This window comes from Vibrio sp. 10N.261.54.E10, from assembly GCF_002877735.2.
Taxonomy (GTDB): Bacteria; Pseudomonadota; Gammaproteobacteria; order Enterobacterales; family Vibrionaceae; genus Vibrio; species Vibrio crassostreae_C.
Genome location: NZ_MCXE02000002.1, coordinates 1,521,852 through 1,543,335, shown reverse-complemented (window position 1 = coordinate 1,543,335; position 21,484 = coordinate 1,521,852). Strand labels below are relative to the sequence as shown.

Here is a 21,484-nt window from a genome sequence, read left to right as displayed (position 1 = left end):
ACTCAGCGGCAACTGTGAATAAGGAAACTCTATGCAATACACCAAGCTTTCAGGACTAACCCTCGCGTTACTCTGCGCTCTCCCAGCTTCAGCTGAGGAAAAGCCAAATCTAGTCCTTCAAATCACGGTAGATGGCCTGCGCGCAGATCTAATCGAACGATATAAGCACAACTTCGGTGAAGGCGGTTTCCGGTACTTAATGGATGATGGTACCTACTACACCAACGCAAACTACCAACATGGCAACACGGAAACGATCGTGGGCCATGTGTCGCTTGCAACAGGTGCTCCACCGAGCGTACACGGCATGGTAGGTAACGTTTGGTATGACCGTAGCGAAGAACGTTTGGTGTATAACGTAGAAGACGGTAACTACCAAATGCTGACCTCTGGTGCAGGTGTCGATAAAGCAACAGAGATCGACCCAACGCAGAAGACAGCACAAGGCGATGGCCGCTCTCCAGAGCCAATACTCTCCACCACGTTTGGTGACGAACTGACGATTTCCAATAGTGGCAAATCAAAAGTATTCGGTGTATCAGTGAAAGACCGCGGCGCAATCTCATTGGCAGGACACAGTGGTAAAGCCTTCTGGTTCTCCAAAGCACAATCGGAGTTTGTCACCAGTAACTATTACTATGACGAGTATCCAGATTGGGTATCACGCTGGAACGAGAAAGCGATTGCTGCTCAGTATTCCAAACAGAAATGGGAGCTCTCATTACCGCGTGATAAATACACGTTGCAAGAACACGATACCGAACACAAAGTGAAACTCGGTGACTTCCAACGCACCTTCCCTCATCCTTATGGCCCGGCAAGTTACAAGTACTACAGCACAACGCTAACCGTCAGCCCTGCGGGTGACGAAATCACGGAAAACTTCGCTAGCACCTTGTTGATGCAAGAGAAGCTTGGCCAAGGCGACGTGACCGATTATCTGTCAGTGAGTTTCTCATCAAATGACTACGTGGTGCACCTTTACGGCCCTGAAAGCCTAGAAACAGAAGACAACCTTATCCGACTTGATAAGACTCTCGCTAAGCTTTTCAAAACCGTGGATAACCAAGTCGGGCTAGAAAACACATTGATTGTGCTGTCTGCCGACCACGGTGTACCTGAATCTTCACCTGCGGCAAATGCGCTTGGTTTCAATCAAGCTCAATACTTCAATAAAGACACACTACTCTCGAGTGGTGTTGAGAAACGATTGAAGGATGAATTTGGTTTAACCAAAGACGCGATTCGCTTGTACGCACAACCTTACATCTATCTGAATCATGATCTGATCGCTGAGAAGAAGCTTGATCTGGCTAAGGTCCAAGAAGCTATTGCGGATGAAATTGCAAAAGTGAAAGGTGTTGCGTTTGCTGTATCAAGTAGTGACATTGCGGCTAACCGAGTACCGGATACGCATGTGATGCAGCTAATTAAAAACAACTACCACCCTGCTCGTTCTGGCGACGTGTACGTAGTATTTGCACCGCGCAGCTACATTAACGACATGGAAGGCCTCCAAATTGCCTCTACACATGGTTCTCCGTGGAAATACGACACTCATGTGCCTGTGATCTTTGCAGGCTACGACGTTGAAGCTAAGAAGGTATCGCGACCAGTGACGCCATATGACATTGCGCCAACGCTTTCGAACAAACTGGGTATCACCCAACCAAGCGGGTCAATCGGAGAAGTGCTGCAAGAGATCACTGAGTAGACTCAATCTCTAAGGTTTCGTGAGCTAGATTTCGAATCCAGCACCCACTCAATAAAAGAGCCGTTTATCTGTTTCTGACTCACTAGGTCGAAACAAATAAGGTTCATCGCGCATTAGCGGGAACTAAAAACAAAAACGGTAGTAAGTGACATGGTTTAGTCGCCAAACAAAAATCATACACAAACTACCGTTTTCATGCCGAATCATACTTTCCTATCTTCATTCTGGGAAGGCTTTCAAATAGTAAAGTCTCACCAGACAGCATCACTTATTACCCTGACTCTTAAACCTAACTCTGAGGCTAAGTGCCTTTGTGGTCTCGAGGCCGAGGCTATTCATGAGTATCAATGGCGTCATGTGAAAGAAGCCATGTTGCTCGGTGTTCCTGTTGAACTTTCCGTTCAAACACGAAGAATTAAGTGTCGTGACTGCGGCATCAAAACAGAGTCTCTATCTTGGTTAGAGCCTTATGCTCGTATAACGAAGCGCCTAAAAAGTTATATAGAACAACTGCTGCCTCTTCTTCCCATTAAGCATATCTCCCAGTTAACGAGCGTACATTGGCACACCATTAAAGAGATAGATAAACGCCGACTTCGACAAGTGGTGCCGTCAGTGAAATGGGAGGGGCTAAGGCAACTCGTCATGGACGAGTTCGCTATCTTTAAAGGACATCGGTATGCCACGGTCATCGCTGACGCTAAGACTCACCAAGTTATTTGGATAGGGTTAGGCCGTAGCCGCAAGGACATACGACCGTTCTTCGAGCTGTTAGGCAAGCATGGCAATAATATCGAAGCGGTCGCGATGGACATGAATACGGCTTTTGACCTTGAAGTTCAAGCGCATTGCCCGAACGCAAAAATCGTTTACGACTTATTCCATGTTGTCGCTAAGTTCGGTCGTGAGGTCATGGATAGAGTCAGAGTCGACCAAGCCAACAAGCTCAAGCAAGATAAAAAAGCGAGGCAATGGGTCAAGCGCTCACGCTGGGTGTTGTTGAAAAATAGAGGCAACTTAAATCCACGGCAAGACAGCTATCTTACAGAAATATTGAATATCAATAAGGACTTAATGACCACTTATATACTCGGGGCACAGCTCAAAGAGCTTTGGTATTGTGAATCAGAAGCACATGCTAAAGGGCTCTGGGAGGCGTGGTGGGCACAAGTACAAGAGAGTGGAATTAAGCCATTGAAAGAGTTCGCACGAAAACTGAGTCCTTATCTTCACGGTATTATCGCATCGGCAAGTTATCCGCTAAACACCTGCACCCTAGAAGGGATAAACAACAAGATAAAGCTAATCAAGCGAATGGGATATGGGTATCGAGATACCGACTACTTCTTGGAAAGCCGCGATGAACCACAAATAAGCGGCTCTTTTTTAGCCCAACTTTCTGCTCTTAAACCTTATCGACTGTATCCGCCCCATGAACCCACGGGACGATATTGTTAATACGTGAGCGCCGCAATCACACTGTTAGCGCTAAGGAACCTTTGAAACCGTCATCAAAGCTCACTCATAATAAGCTATTATTTACAGTAGATTTCGGTTAATTTTCCAAAGGCCATTATGAAAAACAAACTGAGTTTAGCAATTCAAGCATACTGCAACTGGATTGATTCAAACATTATTGAAATTGCTTATGTCGGTTCCATTCTAGTTGTGATTCTAACGCTCATCATCAATCTTATTTAGGCTTCCATTTCCTAAATATTAGTTTCCTTTACTCATTACCGAGCTTTTCTAAAAGCCTCAGAGTTAAATCAATCACCTCATGGATTTGGAGTTTTACGCCTTCAAATAGCTGCGTGAGCGGATCTATTTTTGAGGTTGCAGCTTCAACAATGACTGATTTACCTCAACGATAAACTGATAACCTCTCATTCAATGAATCCTATCTTTTTAACCATTGCCTTGTTCGTTTGTAGGGGCCCGTCCTCTATACACGACTATTGGTTACGCTTGAATGAGGATACTATTGAATTAGAATGCCCCTCAAACATATATCGCCTTGGTGATTGAGAAACAAACAGAATGAAACAAACAAATCATATCGAACAATGCCAGCAAGAAATTTTGAGCTTTTCGGACCGATTACATCAATCTGGTTGTGCGCCTTACTCGGTAGCTCAATACACTCAAGCTTATGCAAAACGCCAGAACATTGATGTCTCTATTGATGTGACCCCGACAAAAGTCATCACTATTTTTGAGCAACCCACGCAAAAAGTCGTGATGGAAAACAAAAAACCACCCTCGGTTAACTTACGTGATTTAGTCGCAACGCTTAAAGGGTTTTCGACTCATTCCCATTACGAAGGTTCAGAAACCTACTCGAATCGTACCTTGTGCTTTGCCAATTTATTGCTTCCGCCATGTTATTTAATGTTAGTTGGCAGTACTTATCTGGCGGTCGGTTTATCCATTATTCTGGGCGCTATAGCCTGGCTAGCACAAATTTTCCTGACTGGGCCAAGAAGCATTCTTGTCGAGTTCTTTGTCGCCTTAGTAGCCAGTTTTTTAACCGGTATGATAGCGGCACAGGTTCCCGGCTTACCAACATTGGCACTGTGCATTTCTTCCATTGTCCTTTTTATTCCTGGGTTAACCGTCACCAACGGCTTAGCCAGTCTTGCTCTCAATGACTTTCGGTCAGGTATCGAACTGCTTGCACAAAGCGCACTCATAGTAATGAAAATATTCATCGGCATTGTTATGGGGTTAGGCTTAGCCAACATAATCAATCAACCATTATCGGTACCGGTATTTATTGATGAAATCCCATTCGTTCTTCATGTCACCGCACTGATCGGGATTTCTGTCGCTATTGGCCTTATTTTCAACGCAAGTATGACAGAAATTCTCTTAGGCCTTCCTGTCGCGGCAATTGGCATGTGGGGGCCACATTGGTTTACTTCCGATTGGGTTCTAGGTACATGGGTAAGCACAATACTCATTACGCTTTACGGGTTGGGGATGGGAAAATTGCGTCACGTTCCACCACTCATATACATTATTCAAGGGATCATCATTCTTGTCCCCGGTAGTCGAATCATTGTCGGAGCAAGTGAGTCCTTCTTTGCGACCTCCATTTTACCCATTCCGAATATTGGTCTGTCCGCCTTGCTGATGTTTGGCGCGATTATGGCGGGACAAATCATGGTTTATTCTATATTTAGTCGTCATTTTGATTCCATCATTGAGGACTAACCATCGAGCTAACAATCGCTGATCAACACGCCCCAATAACCCACGATTGAGTCTTTATCTGCTTTTTGACGTTAACCGATTCTGAGAAGGTACTGATGAACAGAGTCTCGAAAATCGATAAGACTATTTTGTTTCAGATGGCGAGGGGAATGAGCAATATGGATTTGGAAAAACCGAATAGAATCGAAAGTAGCCAATAATTCAATAAGATAAGGATGCTTAGGATGAGTCAATGCAAAGTAGGCAGAGGTAAGCTAGGTATAGGCAAGCGCTAGGTTGATAGGCTTGCCATCTACTCCATTTCCGCTCTAACTACGCCACCAGTGCGTTCAGTTTTTTACGCATACTCTCTTTATCAAGGCCACCTTTAGGTCCAATGAAGACTAACCGTGACGAACGAGATTCATCATCTTCCCATGCATCTCCAACCGTCACATTGGCTCGCTGGCCCGTGCACTGAAATACACAGCGATGATCAGGACGATCGGTTAAATTTAAAATACCTTTCATGCGATAAGCATCAATTGAAAACTGTTGCAGTAGAGGATACAAACTTTGTAGATTAAGCGGTTGATCAGTTTCAAAGCTGAATGTTTCGAAATCATGGTTCACGTGATGACAGTGCTCATCATGACAATCATGGTGCTGGCATTCCCTTTGATCAGCCGCTATTTTGTTAGTGACAAAGCGCGTACTTTCAGGGGCATCAAATAAGATAGGTAAATCCACTTCGCCGAATGAAATATCAATCAATTTAGCAAACGGAGCTTGTACTCGGCACCATGCTTTGACTTGCTCTAGTTTATCAGCATCGACTAGGTCAACTTTATTAACCAGAACAATGTCAGCCACTTGAATTTGCTGCTTCGACAACGTCTCCATTGGGCCTTCTAGCCCTAAAATGTTTTCCGCATCGATCGTCGTCACGATTGCATTTAAAGGTGCGTGTGCTTGCAGTTCCGGATCTTCAAATTGAAGTGCCACTTCTTTGGGTTCTGCGATACCTGAAGTTTCAACAATAATATGGTCTGGGCGTTCCTCCAATGCGAGTAAACGCATTACCGAAACGACTAGTCCTTCTGCAAGGTTACAACAGATACAGCCATTCTCTAGGCTGATCATATTTTCACTTTCAGATTTAACTAACTCCGCATCAACATTGATTGATCCAAAATCATTGACGATCACAGCCATGCGCATTCCATTTGCATTGGTTAATATATGGTTTAGTAGGGTCGTTTTCCCTGCTCCTAAAAATCCGGCTAAAATTGTTACTGGAATAGGCTTCTTGCTCATAGCATGCTCTCTTTCGATTTTCGTTGTCTATATTTACTCGGTAAGCAATAAAAAAGGTTGAGCTAATGCCCAACCTTTTAAGTCAGGATAACTTAGCCAGTAACTTTGTTGCGAACCGCTTCACCTGGGTTTGAATCTAACAACATTTCACCAGCTTCAATGATAGGTGTCCCGTTTACAAGTACGTATTTCATGCCTGTAGAAAGGGCATTTGGTTTATCAAATGTTGCAACGGCTTTTACTTCATCAAGTTTGAAAATAGCTAAATCAGCATCTTTACCTACTTGAATACGACCTTTATTTGCCATTTGTGGCACAGCATCCTCAAGAATACGACATGCGTTTAAGCTAGTTCTTTCCATCGCTTCTACTAGTGTTACCGCTTTGTATTCCTCGACATATTTTTCAATAAAACGAGAGAAACAAGCAAGTGAGCGAGGGTGAGCTATTGCGTTGCTTGGAAGTGGCCATACATCACCTTCAATTAATACGCCTTTATCATCCATCCAAGGCATTGCATCTGAAGCGATAGCTGCACCTGGGAACAATACTGAACGGTCCATTTTAGCGCGATCTTCTTTGTTCTCATCGGGTTTTAAGAAGTGCATGACAACCACGGTACCGGGCGCTGATGCTTGTAGTTCAGTGACTTTTTCTTGGTTTAGTGCTTTACCATTCGCTTCCATGTAGCTAGCGCTTGGTACACCCCAACGTTGTAACCAATCGTCACCACGGAAAACTTCTGCGCCAATAACGGAAGAGCCAGCACCATAAGGATAAGCTTCAGTAGTAACGGCTAAACCTTGATCAATGGCGGATTGAACTAAATCGGCACAATCTTCGATATCTTGTACTGACGTGCTGTTGAGGTGACAAATGTGCATGTGTGCACCCGTTGTCGCCGACAGGCTAATGAGTTCTTGGTATGCTTCAAAGCTTGATTGTGGCTCTGCGCTGTTTAGGTAACGAACGTGAGTGTAGGTTGGTACTTCATAGCGTTTTGCTAGTTTAGCAAGATCATAGTACTCTTTGTGGCCATAACCTGGTGCGTAACCCGCGTTAATACCAATGCCTAAGCCCCCCTCTTTAAGACCTTGCTCAACCGAGCCCAGAATTTGTTTTAATTCATCTGGGGTTGCTAGGGTATTTTGCCAATTGTTTTTAGAAAAAGCTTTCTGGAACCAAACAATCGTACCATCAGGAGCAGGCATCGTAGGTTCTTTTGCTTGAATACGAGCGTAAGTCCATGCTACAGAAGCGCCGTAATTAATCGGGCGACCTTCAGCAGCAGTAATATCGTAGTACGTTCCGATTGGGAATAGACCAGATTCCATCTCAAGAGCGGTGGTTACGCCATCGAATGCTTGAGCACGGGCAGCAGGAAGTTGTTGTCCGTGAGCGTGCATATCGATAAAGCCAGGTGCAACCACGAGACCTTCAGCATCGATGATTGTTTTGCCTTGCAGCTTTTTGTCTGAGATTGCAGCAATACGCTTACCTTTAATACCGACGTGACGAATTGCGTCGAGTCCAGTTTCAGGATCAACAACACGGCCATTTTCGATAACGATATCAAATGGCCCTTTCTCGTTAGGCATCAGTTTGATGTTTTGGCCAACCAGTTTTTCAGGGGCTGCATGTAAAACAGAGGCAAAAGGCAGTGCCGCAGCCCCAACCGCTAACTTAGTCAAAGTCGAACGTTTATCTGTATCGACACCATCAAGTAATACTTGCGTAGCGTCCAATTCATTTGGGTCGTAATTTTTCATATTGATACCTGTTATGTTTGTTGTAAAAAAATACTAGTTCATGATTGCTATGAAAACTATGCTGCATGTAGAAAAATCAATCGATTGACTAACACCCACCTTTCCATCATTAGAATCCACTGCCAACCGTTATATAAAACGCGCTGTCAACGTCACTAAAAGCGAGGTCTACCCCCATGTGTAACCCATATCGGCAAGCTATCTGATAGCGAAATCCAGCACCATACGCATCGACACTTTCATCGTCTGACAGACTGCCCTCTACTGTCGCTTTACCCAGGCCATAAAACGCAGAAACGGTCCAACGATTATCAATCGCATTATCGTATTCCGCGACAACACCCAGCCCAGAGGTCACCGAGCTTTCGCCCATAAAATATTGAATAACGCCATTGATAGCGTTATTCACATCTTCATTACTGGTCTCAAACTCTACCGAGCTCTGGCCAATAATCTGTTTCACACCCAGCATCAATGGTGTGTTTGCCACTCGAAACTGGAGCTGCTGAAGCGCAGCGACTCCCGAGTTTTTTGTGCCGAATTGAATCGTTTTGTTGTACGACGCACCTATACTGAACTCTTTGAAAATATCGAGGTTCGCCTTTCCAGCGCCAACGCCACCCGTATATCGAATGGTATCTTTTAGCCCCGACGGTATCACCGTTAATGTCGGTATCAGAACCTGCGCCATATTCAAAGTCCCCACCATGAATAAAGACATACACGGGTAATGACTCTGAACCATTGATCTCCGAAGGACGCCAAATATTAAGATTCAAGCAATCTTCAGATTGCTCTTGCTGGGTTATTTTAAGCTGTGGGCACACGACGCCAAATTGTGTCGCATCTATAGCGCTATCAGCATTGTCTTCTAATTGACGGAGTGACTGTGCTGAAAACGTTGTTGATCGGCGTAAGTGATTCCTTTAAACGCTTCAATGGATACGCGTTGCTCGTCACCTGCTAAGGTATTGATCACAACAGACTCTCTATTTGCGAAAAGAGTCGCGTCCCCGATGGATACTGAAACCTGCTCTGTTGGTAATGTCTGAAGCGGTTCTGGCTTAATAGGACGTGAGCTGGTTTCATCACTACCCCACGCAGAAAGAGCAACAGTGATAGCGATAACCATGAGTGAGCGATGCGTTAAATTCATGGTTGTACCCATAAATGTGTTCGGCCATCTGACCTGATATTGGTATCATCAAACCTGAGAATCCCTATGCTCAGCCATGCTCATTTCTGGAGTATTTGAAGTATTTTTTCTTTATGGTGCGATATTAATTCACTCTTTAAATTTGAATAAATCGCTTATGCAGGACGTGACCCTACATATATTCACTACCGTGAGTGGATGTCGCTTTTTATTTATCACAAAGACTTATTGTTGTACCTTATTTGGCTGACTATCTAGGGTTGATAAAATTTCAACGGGTTCTTGAAACAGCTCTATAGGGGGTTGCTGTGACTCTCCTTCTGAAGCTTCAAACTCATCAAAGAACCCAAATATGTTATTAGAGTCTGATGGCATAGCTAGCACCAAACGTAAGTTTCGAGGCCAAAGCCAATATTGTTGAGGTCTGTTTTGACTTGACCCGAAGAGGTCCAAGATAGAAGTGCGTCGATATCAGGCTCTGCTTTCGCCAGCTCTTTCATGCACTTGACCATGTAGTCTTAGAGGATAAGACCGTTGGCTTTCGCGGTCTCGATGATGCTGTAAAGCATCGCGCTCGCATCAGCACCGTTTGGTGTGTTGGAGAATAGCCAATTTTTCCTGCCAATAACCAGCGGTTTAATTGCGCGTTCAGCGCGATTATTATCGATAGATAAGTGACCATCGTCGATATAACGAATGAGTTTAGGCCATTGCCCGAGCTAGTACTTTATTGCTTTGCCTAGTGGGCTAGAGCCTATCACCTTCTGGGTTGTCATCCATTGGTAAAGCTCATCCAGTATCGGCTTGGCATACGCTTAACGCTCTGCTTTGCGTTCTTCGGCAGGCGCACCTTTTAAGCGTGATTCTATCCCGTAGAGCTTTTGGGGTTTAGCCAGCACTTTATCAGCCTTGCCCGATTTACCTTCCCCTTGAAGCTTCTTCGCGTCCATGAACTTGCGTTAAGCACCCCACATTAGTGACGTGATGCAGACCATGATAAGCCGTGTAGCCATCGGTTTGTAGATAACCGTTGTAGTCACCTAAAAAGTCCACGGGGCACACCCTCGCGCGACTGTTTTGATAGTCGTACAAGGCGATTTTTTCACATTCGGCAGTGCCGCTTCGGGCGAGTCAGCGCCTGAGCAGTAAAGCCACATATAACACTGCTTCTCTTCTTTGAGCACATTGAGCGGCGTTTCATCCGCCTGAACCACCACTTGTTGAAGTAGGTTCTCCTTCAAGGCCACATACAGCGGGGCGAACTTCTCACTGACTTGGATAACCCACCTTGCCATGGTGGCGCGTGATAGCTCGATACCCGACTGGGTAAACAGCGATCATCAATCAATGCATTGGGTGCTAACTCTTGTCCTCCACCCGCTAAGCGACCATTACAAAAAGCACCAACAAGGATCTCGCCGGTAAAGCTGCCTTTGTCTATGGGCAACGTGCCACTGTAGGGCTTAAAGCCAAGTGCTTTCACCACACCTGTTAGTGTATACGCACCGCCACCGAGAAAATCTTTAAGCTCGACTGGCGTTTCAGCTGTGACTTCAGCACCAAAACCCGCCGCAGCGACATTCATAAAATAGCGGTCATTCGCACGCGCGCTATCCACCGCAAACGCCTTGCCTTCCAGCGCTAGTTCAAAAGCACCCGAAATATCGTTAGGTATTCCCGTTGCGGTAGCAAAATCATTCGCAGTGCCCATTGGGACAAGCGCCAGTTGTGGTCTTTCACTGGCACGGAGCAGGTTGAGCGCGTTAACGGCTTCATTCACCGTTCCATCGCCACCGACAACAATCAGACGCTTAACATCATCGCATATTGCCTCGCTTACCAAACGAAACATGTCCGACGATTCCCAAGTCACTCTAACTTGCAGGTCAATATCATTGTCCCTCGCCGCAAAGGTGGCTTGCCTTAATTCCGGGATATTGGCTTTCTTTCCGTTTAAAATCACGCGAATGCTGTCCATGGCTATGTCCTTGTATAGGCTAACTTGATAACTCTTTTGCTGCCGCTTTGATCTTAGCTCGTAACCACTTATGGCTTGGTTCATTAGTACGGCTTGGATGCCAAATCATACACATATCGAGGTCTTCCAACTCGAAGGGTAATGGTAGTGTTTTTACCGCGTACTTTTCAGCAAAACAACGCACTGATGAAATAGGCATTACTCCGATGTACTCAGAGCCTTCGATAACAGGAAGCATCTCTACAACGCCCGCTGCGCGATACACGATTCTACGTTTCTCAAGGTCACTATAGTGCTCAGAGCTTAATAAGCTTTTGCGCGCATGCCACCTAGAGACCACCACATGCTCGAGTGCTAAGAACTGTTCCATATCGATGGTATCGCCAACCGTAGGATGATCACTACTACACACCACGACCAGCTCTTCTGTAGAAATCACCTCGTGCTTAAGCATGGTTCTTCCTTTAGGCGTCATATCAACAATCACGTCGTGTCTTTGCAGCCTTAAATCAGACTCATAGTCTTCGGTAAACAGAGGATGAACCTCTAACGCGATACCTGGTGCGACTTGGCTGATTAACCGCATGACTTTTGGCATCATTTCGTAGCTCGCCGCCGAGACGCAGGCAATGGAAAACACGCGGCCTGAGGTTTTAGGATCGAAGTCTCTTGATGCGGATAAGGTAGAAGTAAAGTTTTTAAGTGCAGCGGCCATTGCAGGATAGATATCAATAGCGAATGTGGTTGGCTCTACGCCTGATGTGGTGCGATGAAACAGTGGCTCATCATAGATATCTCTCAACCTTGCAAGTGCTTTACTCACTGCTGGTTGGCTTATATCCATGCGATTAGCAGCTCTAGATAAGTTCTGCTCTTCATAGATAGCAACAAATATAGGAATTAGATTTAGTTCGGTACTTTTCATACAGTTCCATATTAAAGAAGCAGGTTCCCCATAGTAGAGAACCTGCCGATTATGTTCGATGCGAATAACTAAAGTTTGCTACTTAGTTCTATCTTTTAAGTTTGGCAAGGCTTTAGGGATTTTCAAGCGAGCGGCAATTGAACGAGATTGACTCTGGCTTGATTTCTCGTTGGGCAAGTTACGTAACCCTTTCCATAAACGAGTGAATACGTTTTTATCTTCACATCCTTGTTGAAGGGCTTCGCTATCCTCTAGCCAACGCTTTTGCCCATTTGATTTACCATTTTTCGCTTTATCATGTTGCGCTTTATTCAGTTCTAACTGAGAGGTTTCGTTTCGCAATTGACGGTAGATAAAGGTTCTTAATGCAGCCCAATTACCTTGCTTGAGTAAACGACGTAGTACCAACCAACCTGGTGTTGGGCGGTTCGCATAATAACGTTTAACCGAAACAAAGCACGCCACACTGAACAACAGTGCCAGACCAACGCTAATAAACACTGACATGTAAGCCTTGATGAAAGATTGGACTGTGTGTTTGGCTTCAAACAGATTCCCTTTTATCACCACGGTTTCAAGGCGTTGATTTTTGCTGTCCCACCACTGAAATGAAAACTCTGGCAGCGTAAATTCACCGCCCTGCTGAATAACATAAACCGTCTCCTCAATTCGACTGGAACGGTAGTTACCACGATCTTGAGTATCATCTAAACGATTAGGTTGCGGGTAAGCTTGGTACTGCTGGGTCGATTCATTGTTCAACACATCTGGCAGCAACACAGAAAAGCTGTCTTTTGCCTTAATCGTGATAGTTCGAGTAATAGCATCGCCAACTTTTAGCTCTTCACTTGAGCGTTGCCATTGCTGCTCTATATCTACTTCTGTCGCAGAAAACCAAGGCGTTTCATTATCGAGTAAACCTGAAGGCAACGAAGCTTCAAACTTAATCGGCTGCGTGTAAAGCGTACCGCCCACGTTTGAACCATCAGGAGCAGAAACTTGGATACGAACCGGTACGGTTGGAATAACAAACTCACCGGAAGTCATCGGATAAAGCGTCACTTCCCAACGCTGACGTGACCATGTAGTACCACCGACTCTTTCTGTGTAGTTCGTCGCGAGTTGGTTACGCTGCTTAGCGATAACGTTAGGGATTTCGATACTGCCGATTCGAGTGCCGCCCGTTAACCAGCGCGGTGTCGCCACCTCAATGTTCAGAATGACCTGCTCATTTACGCTGACTTTGCCCGGCGTTATCTTATCGCCTGACTTTGGCTTTTCCCCTACCCAAGCGATAAGCTCAACGTCACCACTTTTTTGGAGATCGAAGATATCTGCAGCAGAAACAAAAGTAGGGAAAACAGTGCTAATCAATAGAACCATCGACACAAGCAAGGTCTTGGTTAGTTTAAAGGACTCTGAGCGCCCTACCTTTACTTGAATCGATTCAAGAGCTAAATCATATCGACTCATTGCGTTTGCTCCTGTTTTGATGCCTGTTCCTGTTTTGGTGTCTGTTCGATAGAAGGCGCAGGATCTCTTAACTGAATTTGGAATTTGGATTTCAAGAAGAACTTAGGATCGGCTTCTACTCGCTTTAACCACTTGTCGGCAAGCTCTTGGCTGCCCAAGATTTCATTGGCGTTAAGTGTTTCCTTAAGCATCAATTCCGCTACCGTTTCTTCTTCAGCGCCATCACCCGTTCGCGGCTGATCGTCTTCGAGTTCTAAAGATTCTTCAGGGCCATCTGTGGTTCCAGACTGGCTTTCACTGGTTCGGTTTACCTCTTCGACAATTCCACTAAGCACAGCAAGATTGTTCTCCACATCCGTTCTTAGTTCTGGTGACAGATCCTCTTTCTCACTTAATGATTTCAAGAGGTCTCGTGCGGCAAGGTATTCACGCTGCCTAGCTAACGCACTCGCTGCATTGTACAAACCAAGGTCAGTTTTGGTTTGCAAAAACGCACTGTGAGCGAGCTTAAAATCACGAGCATAGTAATAAGCCGCGCCCTTTCGCATTGGGTCAGTAAAATGTTTGGCAGCTTGAAGGTACTCTTTCTGGTTCAACAAACGTTGACCTTGTTGGTCGGGCGTTAGCCATAAGTCCCACCACCATTGAGTGGTCTTATCCAAAGCTGTAAACGACTCCACCACAACGGGTTTCTCAGCAGTTAAGTTGACTGTTTTCGCCAAAGTGCTTGGTGAATAAATACTGCCTGAAATAACTAGGCTAACAACACACCACTGCACCAACCACCCTTTTCTGAACCATAGCAACATAATGAAAGCCATTGGAATAAGCAGTCCATAGCCCATGTCTTTCCAAGGCATTGAAGATTCGCCGTTGAGCTGCATGTTTCTTTCAACCGCTCTGTTCAGTTGTTGGATATCCGAATCATCAACGGTCACTTCAATCACTCGTCCACCCGTCTTACTCGCTAAGTTACGCAGTGAATCTAGGTCGACAGGGTTATCGCTCACCACATTACTGTTTCCTGCGGCGAGAATGAGCAACTGATACGGATTGTCGTTAAAGAAACTCTCGTACGCCCTAATGGTGCTTGGGTTTACACCATCTGATACCAACAGTACAGAAGAGCCTAACTCACCAGACAGTTGCTGATTAATCAGTGGCAGTGCTTCCTCTGCTGACTTACCTGAAACAGGCATGATATCGGGTGTGATAGCCGCTAGAAACGGTTCAAACACCTTGCTGTCTTGCGTGACGGGCATCGCCACGTGTGCGCTGCCTGCATAAACCACTAAGCCCGTATTACCGCCTTTGCGAGCTGCCAATAAGTCTCTAATTTTCTGCTTAGATCGTTCCAAGCGACTTGGAGGCAAATCTTTAGCAAGCATAGATTCACTATTATCAAGCACAACCAACATCGACGCTTTGTCTTCACCAAAAGGCGATGCTTCACGTTGCCATGTTGGGTCAGAACAGATAATGATGGCGATAGTCACAATTACCACCAATAGCTTCAACGGCAGTTGCTTGCGCCAGCCTGTTTCGCCAATCGTCAATGCATCACGTAAATGTGCAGGTATAATGTCTTTCCACGTTGGTTTGGTCTCTTCTCTCCAACGAACCCATAACAGGAAAAACATTGGAATAAAGGCCAACAACCACAATGGTCGGATAAAATGAAACTGGGTAAAAAACTGTTGTATCGTGAGAGAATCAGGCATCACTCTCTCCTTTCAAATTCTTAACAGAAGAAGCGAGCAGCGATCTTCGGCGTATCGTTGCTAAGCTGAATGCGGTCAAATACATCACTACAACAATCGCCATCAAATAGTGGTGCAGCCCCTGTTTAGGGCGATAAGTGGTACTTTCATATAACTGAGGTTCAAGCTCACCAATCTGAGCATAGGCTTTGGTCAGTTCGTCGCGGTTAAGTGCTTCAAAGGCTTCGCCACCTGACTCTTGAGCGACACGCTTGATGGTTTCCATATCCAGAGCAACCTCTCCAACGGTTTGCGGATCGCCCATCGCAATAACGTGAATTCGAACGCCTTTAGCCTTGGCGACTTTTGCGGCATCGATAGGCTCAACAAAACTTCCTGTATCATTACCGTCTGTTAATACGATCACGACTTTCTCTTTTTCGTTGGTGTCGACGTTTGAATCTTGAACGGCAGCACTTTGCTTTTCACTTTGTTCAAACACCTTGATCGCCAAGCCAATTGCATCGCCCAAGTGCGTACTTTGCCCTGCCATCGCGACATCGGTTTGATTAAGCAGTTCAAGCCATACATCTTGGTCCGCGGTAAATGGCGTTTGTACAAACGCTGCATCACCAAACAAGATCAAACCGAGTCGGTCACCTTTTCTGGTTTTCGCAAAATCAGCCAGCACCTCTTTGGTCGCATCTAAACGAGAGATTTTATCGCCTTGTTTAGAAGTGAAATCTTGCTCCGCCATTGAGCCAGACAAATCGACCACCACCATCACATCGCGGCCTAATTGTTCACGAACTTGTGGCTCACCTAAGATGGTTGGTTTAGCTAACGCGCAAACCACGAGTACCCAAGTAATAATGAGCGTGGTTCGTTGCCACCAGCTTGGAGTTAACTGGCTTGCACCTTCTGACGGTGCTTCCCCAATCGCTTCTACCAATTCTCGAAAAAATGGCACCTTAATCGCCATTTGCTTAGTTCGATAAGCTGGCACCGCAAAGTAGACCAACAACGGTAAAGGCAGCGCAATAAACCACAGCGGATGCGCAAATTCAAAACTGGCAGATAAAACATCAAACATTGTCTTGCCCCTCAACCGTTACCTGTACATTCGGCTTGTGAAGTTTTAGCCACATCATCGCGGTTTGAATTACCTCTAAACGCTGTTCAAAGCTCAAACGCACATTAGAGTCAATTAGGCTTTGCATCCATAATTCCGAAACTTCATCGGCAAAGAACGCATTGCTGTTTTCACTCGTGTTGGCGCTAACAGGCAGATAAGCGTTCAAACGGTTCACATAAGCTTGGCCAAACAACTTGGCATTACTGCTGTCTAGGTAACGAAGCACCACTTTGAGGACTTTAAAGGTTCGTTCGGTTGAGTTCTTGTCTCTTGCATCCAGTACCATGAGTTCTTGAAGCGCTTCTTTGCGATAACGGTTATTCCACCACCTTAACGCCAAGCGATAAGCCAGATAGATAGCGACCAATAACAGAATAACGCCAAGGATCTTCCAGCCGATCGTTTGAGGAGCCCAGCTCACAATGTCAGGAATCGCTACATCGTGCAGTTCGCGGAGGATATAGGTACTTGGGGGAGCATGTTCAACAGCCATTTAGCGCCCTCCCACTAGTTTCTGCAGCTGTGATATGTGATTGCCCGACGTGTCTAATTCTATATAAGGGAGGTTTTTCATCGCCATCAATTTAGCAAGGGACAGTTTCTGAAGTGCCGCTTTTTGGGCAAGGCTTTCACTTGCGAGGTTAACCTTAGATTGGCTATCCAGATTAAGTTGAAAGCGACCATCACCCACCACCCAGTTTGCGCTTGCCAGATCTTGAGGCAATGATTGTTCTAATGGATCGGTGACCATAATGGCTAAGATGTCGTTGTGTTGTTGCAGTTGCTTTAGTCGGTCAAGATGTTGCTCTTGGCAATCTCGCCAATCACTAATAAAGATTAAGGTCGATTGCTTTAATCTCATTCGTTTTATCAGTTCAATCCACTGGCTAAATCCAACACCTTCGCTATCGCTCACACTGACACCTAAGCTTTGATTAGCCTTGGTAAGATGTTTTAACTGAGCCAATAAGTCCGATTGAGAACGCTGCGCTTTGGTATGAAAGAGCTTTTGGTGCGACGCCAAAACGAAACCAACTCGATCACCATCTTTCAGCACTCGCCATCCACACAATGCCGCCACTTCGGCAGCCACAACAGATTTCATGGTGTTTTGAGACGCAAAGAACATCGAACTGCGCTGATCGACACAGATCATCACATTACGGTCTTTCTCTTCGGTATAGCTACGAACATGAGGCTTACCCGTTCGCATCGTAACTTTCCAATCGAGATTACGGATATCATCACCCAATTGGTAATGACGTAATTCTTCGAAGTTCAAACCACGACCACGGAACAAAGAGTTATGTCTGCCTGAAAGTACGCTGCCCGCTTTTAAATGAGGTAACAGTGAAAACGACTCAGCTTGAGCCTGAATTCGCACTAACCTTGAATAATCACAATACAGTCGTGGATCAAGGCCTTGCGATTTGGGAGCTTGTGTTGGCTTCGCCATGACGCCCCCTAGTTATCCAATCTCAACATTATCGAGCAGTTCTTCAACCACTCTTTGATGGTCAACACCATCGGCCAATGCGTCGTAAGACAACGAGAATCGGTGACCTAATACGGTTGGTAACATGGCACGCACATCGTCCAACGTGACATGGTCACGTCCTTGCAACCATGCATAAGCGCGAGCACATTTATCCAACGCGATGGAAGCACGCGGACTTGAACCAATCTCAATCCATTTAGACAAGTTTGATTCTGGGTAACGCTCTGGCTTACGAGTTGCCATCACCAAGGCCACAATGTAGTTCTCAACTAAATCAGAAACGGCAATGTCTGGAAGTTGGCGCCGAGCTTCAAGTACCAACTCAGGTTCAATATGTTGTGGCGTGACTAATTCTGAACTGGTCTCGCTACCGAGTTCCTCACTGCGCACAAGTCGAATGATGTCGCGTTCAGCTTCATCTTCTGGATAGTCGACCGTGACTTTCATAATGAAACGGTCCATCTGTGCTTCAGGCAGTGGATACGTACCTTCTTGCTCGACTGGGTTTTGCGTAGCGAGCACCATGAATAGATCAGGTAGGATATGAGTTTGACCACCCACCGTAATCGTTCCTTCCGCCATGGCTTCAAGCAGAGCCGCTTGTACCTTTGCAGGAGCACGGTTCACTTCATCGGCTAAAACAATACTGTTGAAAATAGGACCCGGTTGAAAGTGCAACTGAGGCTTTCCATCAAGCTCTTGATACACTTCTGTACCGGTTACATCTGATGGCAGCAGGTCAGGCGTAAACTGAATTCGACCAAAACTGGTGTTCAGTAGGTTCGCCAGCGATTTCACTGAACGAGTTTTCGCTGTACCGGGAAGTCCCTCTAAAAGCACATGCCCATTAGTCAATAACCCTATCACCAGAGCCCGAACGACGTGGCTCTGACCGATAACACTTTTCTCTGTTTGTTCAATCAGTTGGTTAATTGCTTGTTGCGCATGGTTCATAGGTCTTCCCTTAATTCAATCTGGCTGCGTACATCCTACTCACAAGCTCCATAACTATTAGTTATAAACGCGATAATTGGTTACAAGCGGAATAAGCAGCAAGCTCGATAGCCAAGCTCACCTCATCGCTTTATTTAAACCTAGCTTTCAATTGGTTAATGGCTTCCGGCGGTGCCACTTTGCTCAATGATGAAATACATTGCTCAAACGCCTTTGGTACGCCTGGTATATGGCTGTTTCGCGCCAACACTTCACACTGGGCATACAGGTGCTGTGGGTTGCGGCTAAATTGGTAAGCCTTATGCAGTGATTGACTTGCCGCAAGCACATCCGATTTTTCCAAAGCCAATCCGTACACATACCAATATTGAGGGTCGGTTTGCGCAGTTTCAGCGGCTTGTTTAAGGTAGTCCGTTGCTTGTTCGTAATCTTTCACACGAAGCAGAGACAATCCTGTGCTGTATGGCAAAACACTCGATTTAGGCTGAGCTTCAATACCTTGCTTCAAGGTCGACAACGCTTTTGCTTCGTTACCTTGCGCTCGATACAAATCCGCCAAGTTGGCGTAGCTGTTTTCGAAGTAAGGCTCAATCTCGATAGCACCTTGATAGAACTCAATCGCTTTATCGTGCTGACCTAGATCGCGGTAAACGTTGCCTAGGTTAGTTCGTCCAAATCCTCTATCGGCATTAAATTGCTGTATCTCAATGTACTCTTCCAATGCAGGCTTGATTTGATCTTTCTGCAGAGGGTTCATTTCTCCCCAATAACGTACCAATGCACCTGCGGTTTCTGAACGAATCGACAATACAGGGTCTTTCAGTAGCGGCTCTAGAATTTGCCAACGGTCAGTGAATGGGAAACCAGACGAGCCTTGTACCACACCCAAACGGATCATTTCATCATCATGTTTCACCGCTCTTGCCAGCGAAATAAGCGTATTCTTACCCGTATTACCGCCCAAACGTTCTAAGCTCGATGCACGAATGATATTGCTTAAGCTAGAGTCCTGAGCCGAGTATGCCAACGCATCCTCTGCACCTCTGTGCCCTATCGAGTCAGCATAAAAGGCAACGGCAAAGTGCTGCTGATTACGATACTTAGAATCTGGGAACCACTCACCGATTTGCTTATCTGCCCACTGGTCGGTTTGATCTGCATGACAGCTAGTGCACACGTTCGGCGTTTTAATGTGTTGGCTAATATCAGGACGTGGAATATGCCAACTGTGGTCACGCCTTGGGTCGACCTCCATGTAAGTCGTCTCTGGCATGTGACAAGTCGTGCATTGTGAAGCTTCAGTATTCGCTTCGTGGAATGTGTGCTTTTCAGGCGTGTATTCTGATGCAATATGACATTGGCTACACACGGCTTCTTCCGCAATTTTTAGTTCAGCGGTATGAGGATCGTGGCAGTTAGTACATGTGACGCCTTTTTCAGCCATCACGGATTGAAGGAAAGATCCGTAAACGTAATCTTCATCGTAGATTTGACCATCGTTGTGGTAAAGCTCTGGGGTAATCAAGCTCAAGCGATACTTATCAAAGAAAGACCCGTTAACGTGATCACCCGTTTCATTTAACTGAGTACGACGGCTGTGGCATTGAGCACAGGTTTGAACTTGATTGGTATGGATGATGTCTTTTGGTTGCAGGGTTGAATTACCCTCTTGATAGATCCACTCTTTGACCGACTTCGACAAGTCGCGGTCAAAACCATAATGCGCCGAGACTGGAGCATCCTTTCCACCGTTAGCTTTTGCTTTCTGTTTATTTGCTAACAAGGCCTGTTCAACGTGCTCGCTTGCAGGGCCATGACACGCTTCACAACCGACATTAATCTCAGACCAAGTAGTGTTGTAGGTATTACTCGCGCTGTCGTAGTTTTTCTCTAGGTTCGTTGAATGGCAATCAGCACACATGAAGTTCCAGTTTTGACCGCTATTGGTCCAGTAGAATTCATCGGTGTTGGTGGTATCAGGATAGAGGTGAAACCAGCGTTGACCGCCTTCGCCCTCAGTGCGAGAATCCCAAGCGAAAGGAATCAACTGTACACGGCCGTCTTCAAATTCAACCATGTATTGTTGTAGTGGTTCAAAGGCAAAGGTATAGCTGATTTTGTAATCTTTAAAGTGGCCGTCTTGCCCTTCAATATTGACCCAGAACTCTTCGCCCTTGCGGAAAAATCGGTTGGGTTTACCGTCATGAGTGAATGTTTGATCGTTGAAATCGCCTAATACAGATTCGTCTGTAGCGTGCTTCATCGCCATATCATGATGAGAGCCCTCCCACGCTGCGACTTCTTCACTATGACAATCAACACATGCTTCCGAACCGACATAGCTGGCTTTAGAACCGATAGGTAAAGCGTCAGAGCTAAAGGGTGACGCTACAGAGTTGGCCTTTGAAATATCAGAGTTGATATTAGGATCTTGCTCGTTGGCATAGGCGTTCAGACTGAACAGCGACAACATCAGTGAAGACAAGATTGCGGATAATACTGCGACTCGCTGGTGTTTCAATCCGTTTACCAGTGAGCACAACCATGCAGACATAACATTCCTTGTTTTTATACATCCTTATGCTTAATAAGGTAGACGTAAAAACAACGAATTTACAATTATTTAGTGGCAATGAGCTCGATTGTTGTGATTCGTATTCACGACCGGGA

General features: G+C 45.6%; 16 protein-coding genes and 2 pseudogenes. 3 read left to right on the top strand and 15 right to left on the bottom strand.

What is annotated here, in order from left to right; translation table 11 throughout:
* The first annotated feature begins 31 nt into the window (after positions 1–31).
* The 3 genes from BCU07_RS18140 to BCU07_RS18130 all read left to right on the top strand — a co-directional run bounded on the left by BCU07_RS18140 (position 32) and on the right by BCU07_RS18130 (position 4,930).
* On the top strand, positions 32–1,714 hold the full coding sequence (locus BCU07_RS18140; RefSeq protein WP_017069461.1) for an alkaline phosphatase family protein: 1,683 nt from the start codon (positions 32–34) through the stop codon (positions 1,712–1,714).
* Between the two features lie 195 nt (positions 1,715–1,909).
* Complete coding sequence (locus BCU07_RS18135) at positions 1,910–3,172, top strand: ISL3 family transposase (protein WP_413286176.1); 1,263 nt, start codon at positions 1,910–1,912, stop codon at positions 3,170–3,172.
* A 582-nt stretch (positions 3,173–3,754) separates the two neighbouring features.
* Positions 3,755–4,930 carry a threonine/serine exporter family protein gene (locus tag BCU07_RS18130; protein WP_102429274.1) on the top strand — a complete coding sequence of 392 codons (1,176 nt, stop codon included), beginning with the start codon at positions 3,755–3,757 and terminating at the stop codon, positions 4,928–4,930.
* A 312-nt stretch (positions 4,931–5,242) separates the two neighbouring features.
* On the opposite strand, the gene BCU07_RS18125 is transcribed toward BCU07_RS18130, so the two are convergent.
* From BCU07_RS18125 to BCU07_RS18055, 15 genes and pseudogenes are all read right to left on the bottom strand, one after another.
* The gene (locus tag BCU07_RS18125; RefSeq protein WP_032548688.1) at positions 5,243–6,226 is read right to left on the bottom strand and encodes a CobW family GTP-binding protein; all 984 of its coding nucleotides are present in this window, start codon (positions 6,224–6,226) and stop codon (positions 5,243–5,245) included.
* A 92-nt stretch (positions 6,227–6,318) separates the two neighbouring features.
* Positions 6,319–7,995: an amidohydrolase family protein gene (locus BCU07_RS18120; RefSeq protein ID WP_017062008.1), complete on the bottom strand. Its 1,677-nt coding sequence runs from the start codon at positions 7,993–7,995 to the stop codon at positions 6,319–6,321.
* Between the two features lie 109 nt (positions 7,996–8,104).
* On the bottom strand, positions 8,105–8,740 hold the full coding sequence (locus BCU07_RS18115) for a hypothetical protein (RefSeq protein WP_102429275.1): 636 nt from the start codon (positions 8,738–8,740) through the stop codon (positions 8,105–8,107).
* A pseudogene (locus BCU07_RS18110) lies at positions 8,721–8,822 on the bottom strand (hypothetical protein); the annotation flags it as partial. The gene BCU07_RS18115 and the pseudogene BCU07_RS18110, both read right to left, overlap by 20 nt.
* Positions 8,823–8,866: 44 nt before the next feature.
* A complete protein-coding gene (locus BCU07_RS18105; protein ID WP_017062010.1) occupies positions 8,867–9,151 on the bottom strand; it encodes a hypothetical protein in 285 nt (94 codons plus the stop codon).
* 377 nt (positions 9,152–9,528) lie between these two features.
* Positions 9,529–10,488 (bottom strand): annotated as a pseudogene (tnpC, locus tag BCU07_RS18100) (IS66 family transposase); the annotation flags it as partial.
* The gene (locus BCU07_RS18095) at positions 10,389–11,129 is read right to left on the bottom strand and encodes a YegS/Rv2252/BmrU family lipid kinase (protein ID WP_102428300.1); all 741 of its coding nucleotides are present in this window, start codon (positions 11,127–11,129) and stop codon (positions 10,389–10,391) included. The gene BCU07_RS18095 and the pseudogene tnpC, both read right to left, overlap by 100 nt.
* Before the next feature lie 19 nt (positions 11,130–11,148).
* Positions 11,149–12,054, bottom strand: coding sequence for a LysR family transcriptional regulator (locus BCU07_RS18090; RefSeq protein ID WP_017064697.1), 906 nt, complete (start codon positions 12,052–12,054; stop codon positions 11,149–11,151).
* Between the two features lie 78 nt (positions 12,055–12,132).
* Entirely contained in the window at positions 12,133–13,527 is a 1,395-nt protein-coding gene (locus BCU07_RS18085; protein ID WP_102428301.1) for a BatD family protein, read from the bottom strand.
* Positions 13,524–15,248 (bottom strand): vWA domain-containing protein, encoded by a 1,725-nt coding sequence (locus tag BCU07_RS18080; RefSeq protein ID WP_102428302.1) that lies wholly within the window; start codon positions 15,246–15,248, stop codon positions 13,524–13,526. The genes BCU07_RS18085 and BCU07_RS18080 overlap by 4 nt, the downstream gene beginning before the upstream one ends.
* Positions 15,241–16,320 carry a vWA domain-containing protein gene (locus BCU07_RS18075; protein ID WP_102332862.1) on the bottom strand — a complete coding sequence of 360 codons (1,080 nt, stop codon included), beginning with the start codon at positions 16,318–16,320 and terminating at the stop codon, positions 15,241–15,243. Before BCU07_RS18075 ends, BCU07_RS18080 begins: the two co-directional genes overlap by 8 nt.
* Entirely contained in the window at positions 16,313–16,855 is a 543-nt protein-coding gene (locus BCU07_RS18070; RefSeq protein ID WP_102428303.1) for a DUF4381 domain-containing protein, read from the bottom strand. Before BCU07_RS18070 ends, BCU07_RS18075 begins: the two co-directional genes overlap by 8 nt.
* On the bottom strand, positions 16,856–17,818 hold the full coding sequence (locus tag BCU07_RS18065) for a DUF58 domain-containing protein (RefSeq protein ID WP_017060006.1): 963 nt from the start codon (positions 17,816–17,818) through the stop codon (positions 16,856–16,858).
* 12 nt (positions 17,819–17,830) lie between these two features.
* Complete coding sequence (locus tag BCU07_RS18060) at positions 17,831–18,814, bottom strand: AAA family ATPase (protein ID WP_017060007.1); 984 nt, start codon at positions 18,812–18,814, stop codon at positions 17,831–17,833.
* Between the two features lie 130 nt (positions 18,815–18,944).
* A complete protein-coding gene (locus BCU07_RS18055; RefSeq protein ID WP_102428304.1) occupies positions 18,945–21,368 on the bottom strand; it encodes a tetratricopeptide repeat protein in 2,424 nt (807 codons plus the stop codon).
* Positions 21,369–21,484 lie beyond the last annotated feature (116 nt).

Bases quoted from the DNA above. Each gene is read 5' to 3' on its own strand.
- BCU07_RS18140 (WP_017069461.1), top strand. From the start codon at position 32: ATGCAATACACCAAGCTTTCAGGACTAACCCTCGCGTTACTCTGCGCT.
- BCU07_RS18135 (WP_413286176.1), top strand. From the start codon at position 1,910: ATGCCGAATCATACTTTCCTATCTTCATTCTGGGAAGGCTTTCAAATA.
- BCU07_RS18130 (WP_102429274.1), top strand. From the start codon at position 3,755: ATGAAACAAACAAATCATATCGAACAATGCCAGCAAGAAATTTTGAGC.
- BCU07_RS18125 (WP_032548688.1), bottom strand. From the start codon at position 6,226: ATGAGCAAGAAGCCTATTCCAGTAACAATTTTAGCCGGATTTTTAGGA.
- BCU07_RS18120 (WP_017062008.1), bottom strand. From the start codon at position 7,995: ATGAAAAATTACGACCCAAATGAATTGGACGCTACGCAAGTATTACTT.
- BCU07_RS18115 (WP_102429275.1), bottom strand. From the start codon at position 8,740: ATGGTTCAGAGTCATTACCCGTGTATGTCTTTATTCATGGTGGGGACT.
- BCU07_RS18105 (WP_017062010.1), bottom strand. From the start codon at position 9,151: ATGAATTTAACGCATCGCTCACTCATGGTTATCGCTATCACTGTTGCT.
- BCU07_RS18095 (WP_102428300.1), bottom strand. From the start codon at position 11,129: ATGGACAGCATTCGCGTGATTTTAAACGGAAAGAAAGCCAATATCCCG.
- BCU07_RS18090 (WP_017064697.1), bottom strand. From the start codon at position 12,054: ATGAAAAGTACCGAACTAAATCTAATTCCTATATTTGTTGCTATCTAT.
- BCU07_RS18085 (WP_102428301.1), bottom strand. From the start codon at position 13,527: ATGAGTCGATATGATTTAGCTCTTGAATCGATTCAAGTAAAGGTAGGG.
- BCU07_RS18080 (WP_102428302.1), bottom strand. From the start codon at position 15,248: ATGCCTGATTCTCTCACGATACAACAGTTTTTTACCCAGTTTCATTTT.
- BCU07_RS18075 (WP_102332862.1), bottom strand. From the start codon at position 16,320: ATGTTTGATGTTTTATCTGCCAGTTTTGAATTTGCGCATCCGCTGTGG.
- BCU07_RS18070 (WP_102428303.1), bottom strand. From the start codon at position 16,855: ATGGCTGTTGAACATGCTCCCCCAAGTACCTATATCCTCCGCGAACTG.
- BCU07_RS18065 (WP_017060006.1), bottom strand. From the start codon at position 17,818: ATGGCGAAGCCAACACAAGCTCCCAAATCGCAAGGCCTTGATCCACGA.
- BCU07_RS18060 (WP_017060007.1), bottom strand. From the start codon at position 18,814: ATGAACCATGCGCAACAAGCAATTAACCAACTGATTGAACAAACAGAG.
- BCU07_RS18055 (WP_102428304.1), bottom strand. From the start codon at position 21,368: ATGTCTGCATGGTTGTGCTCACTGGTAAACGGATTGAAACACCAGCGA.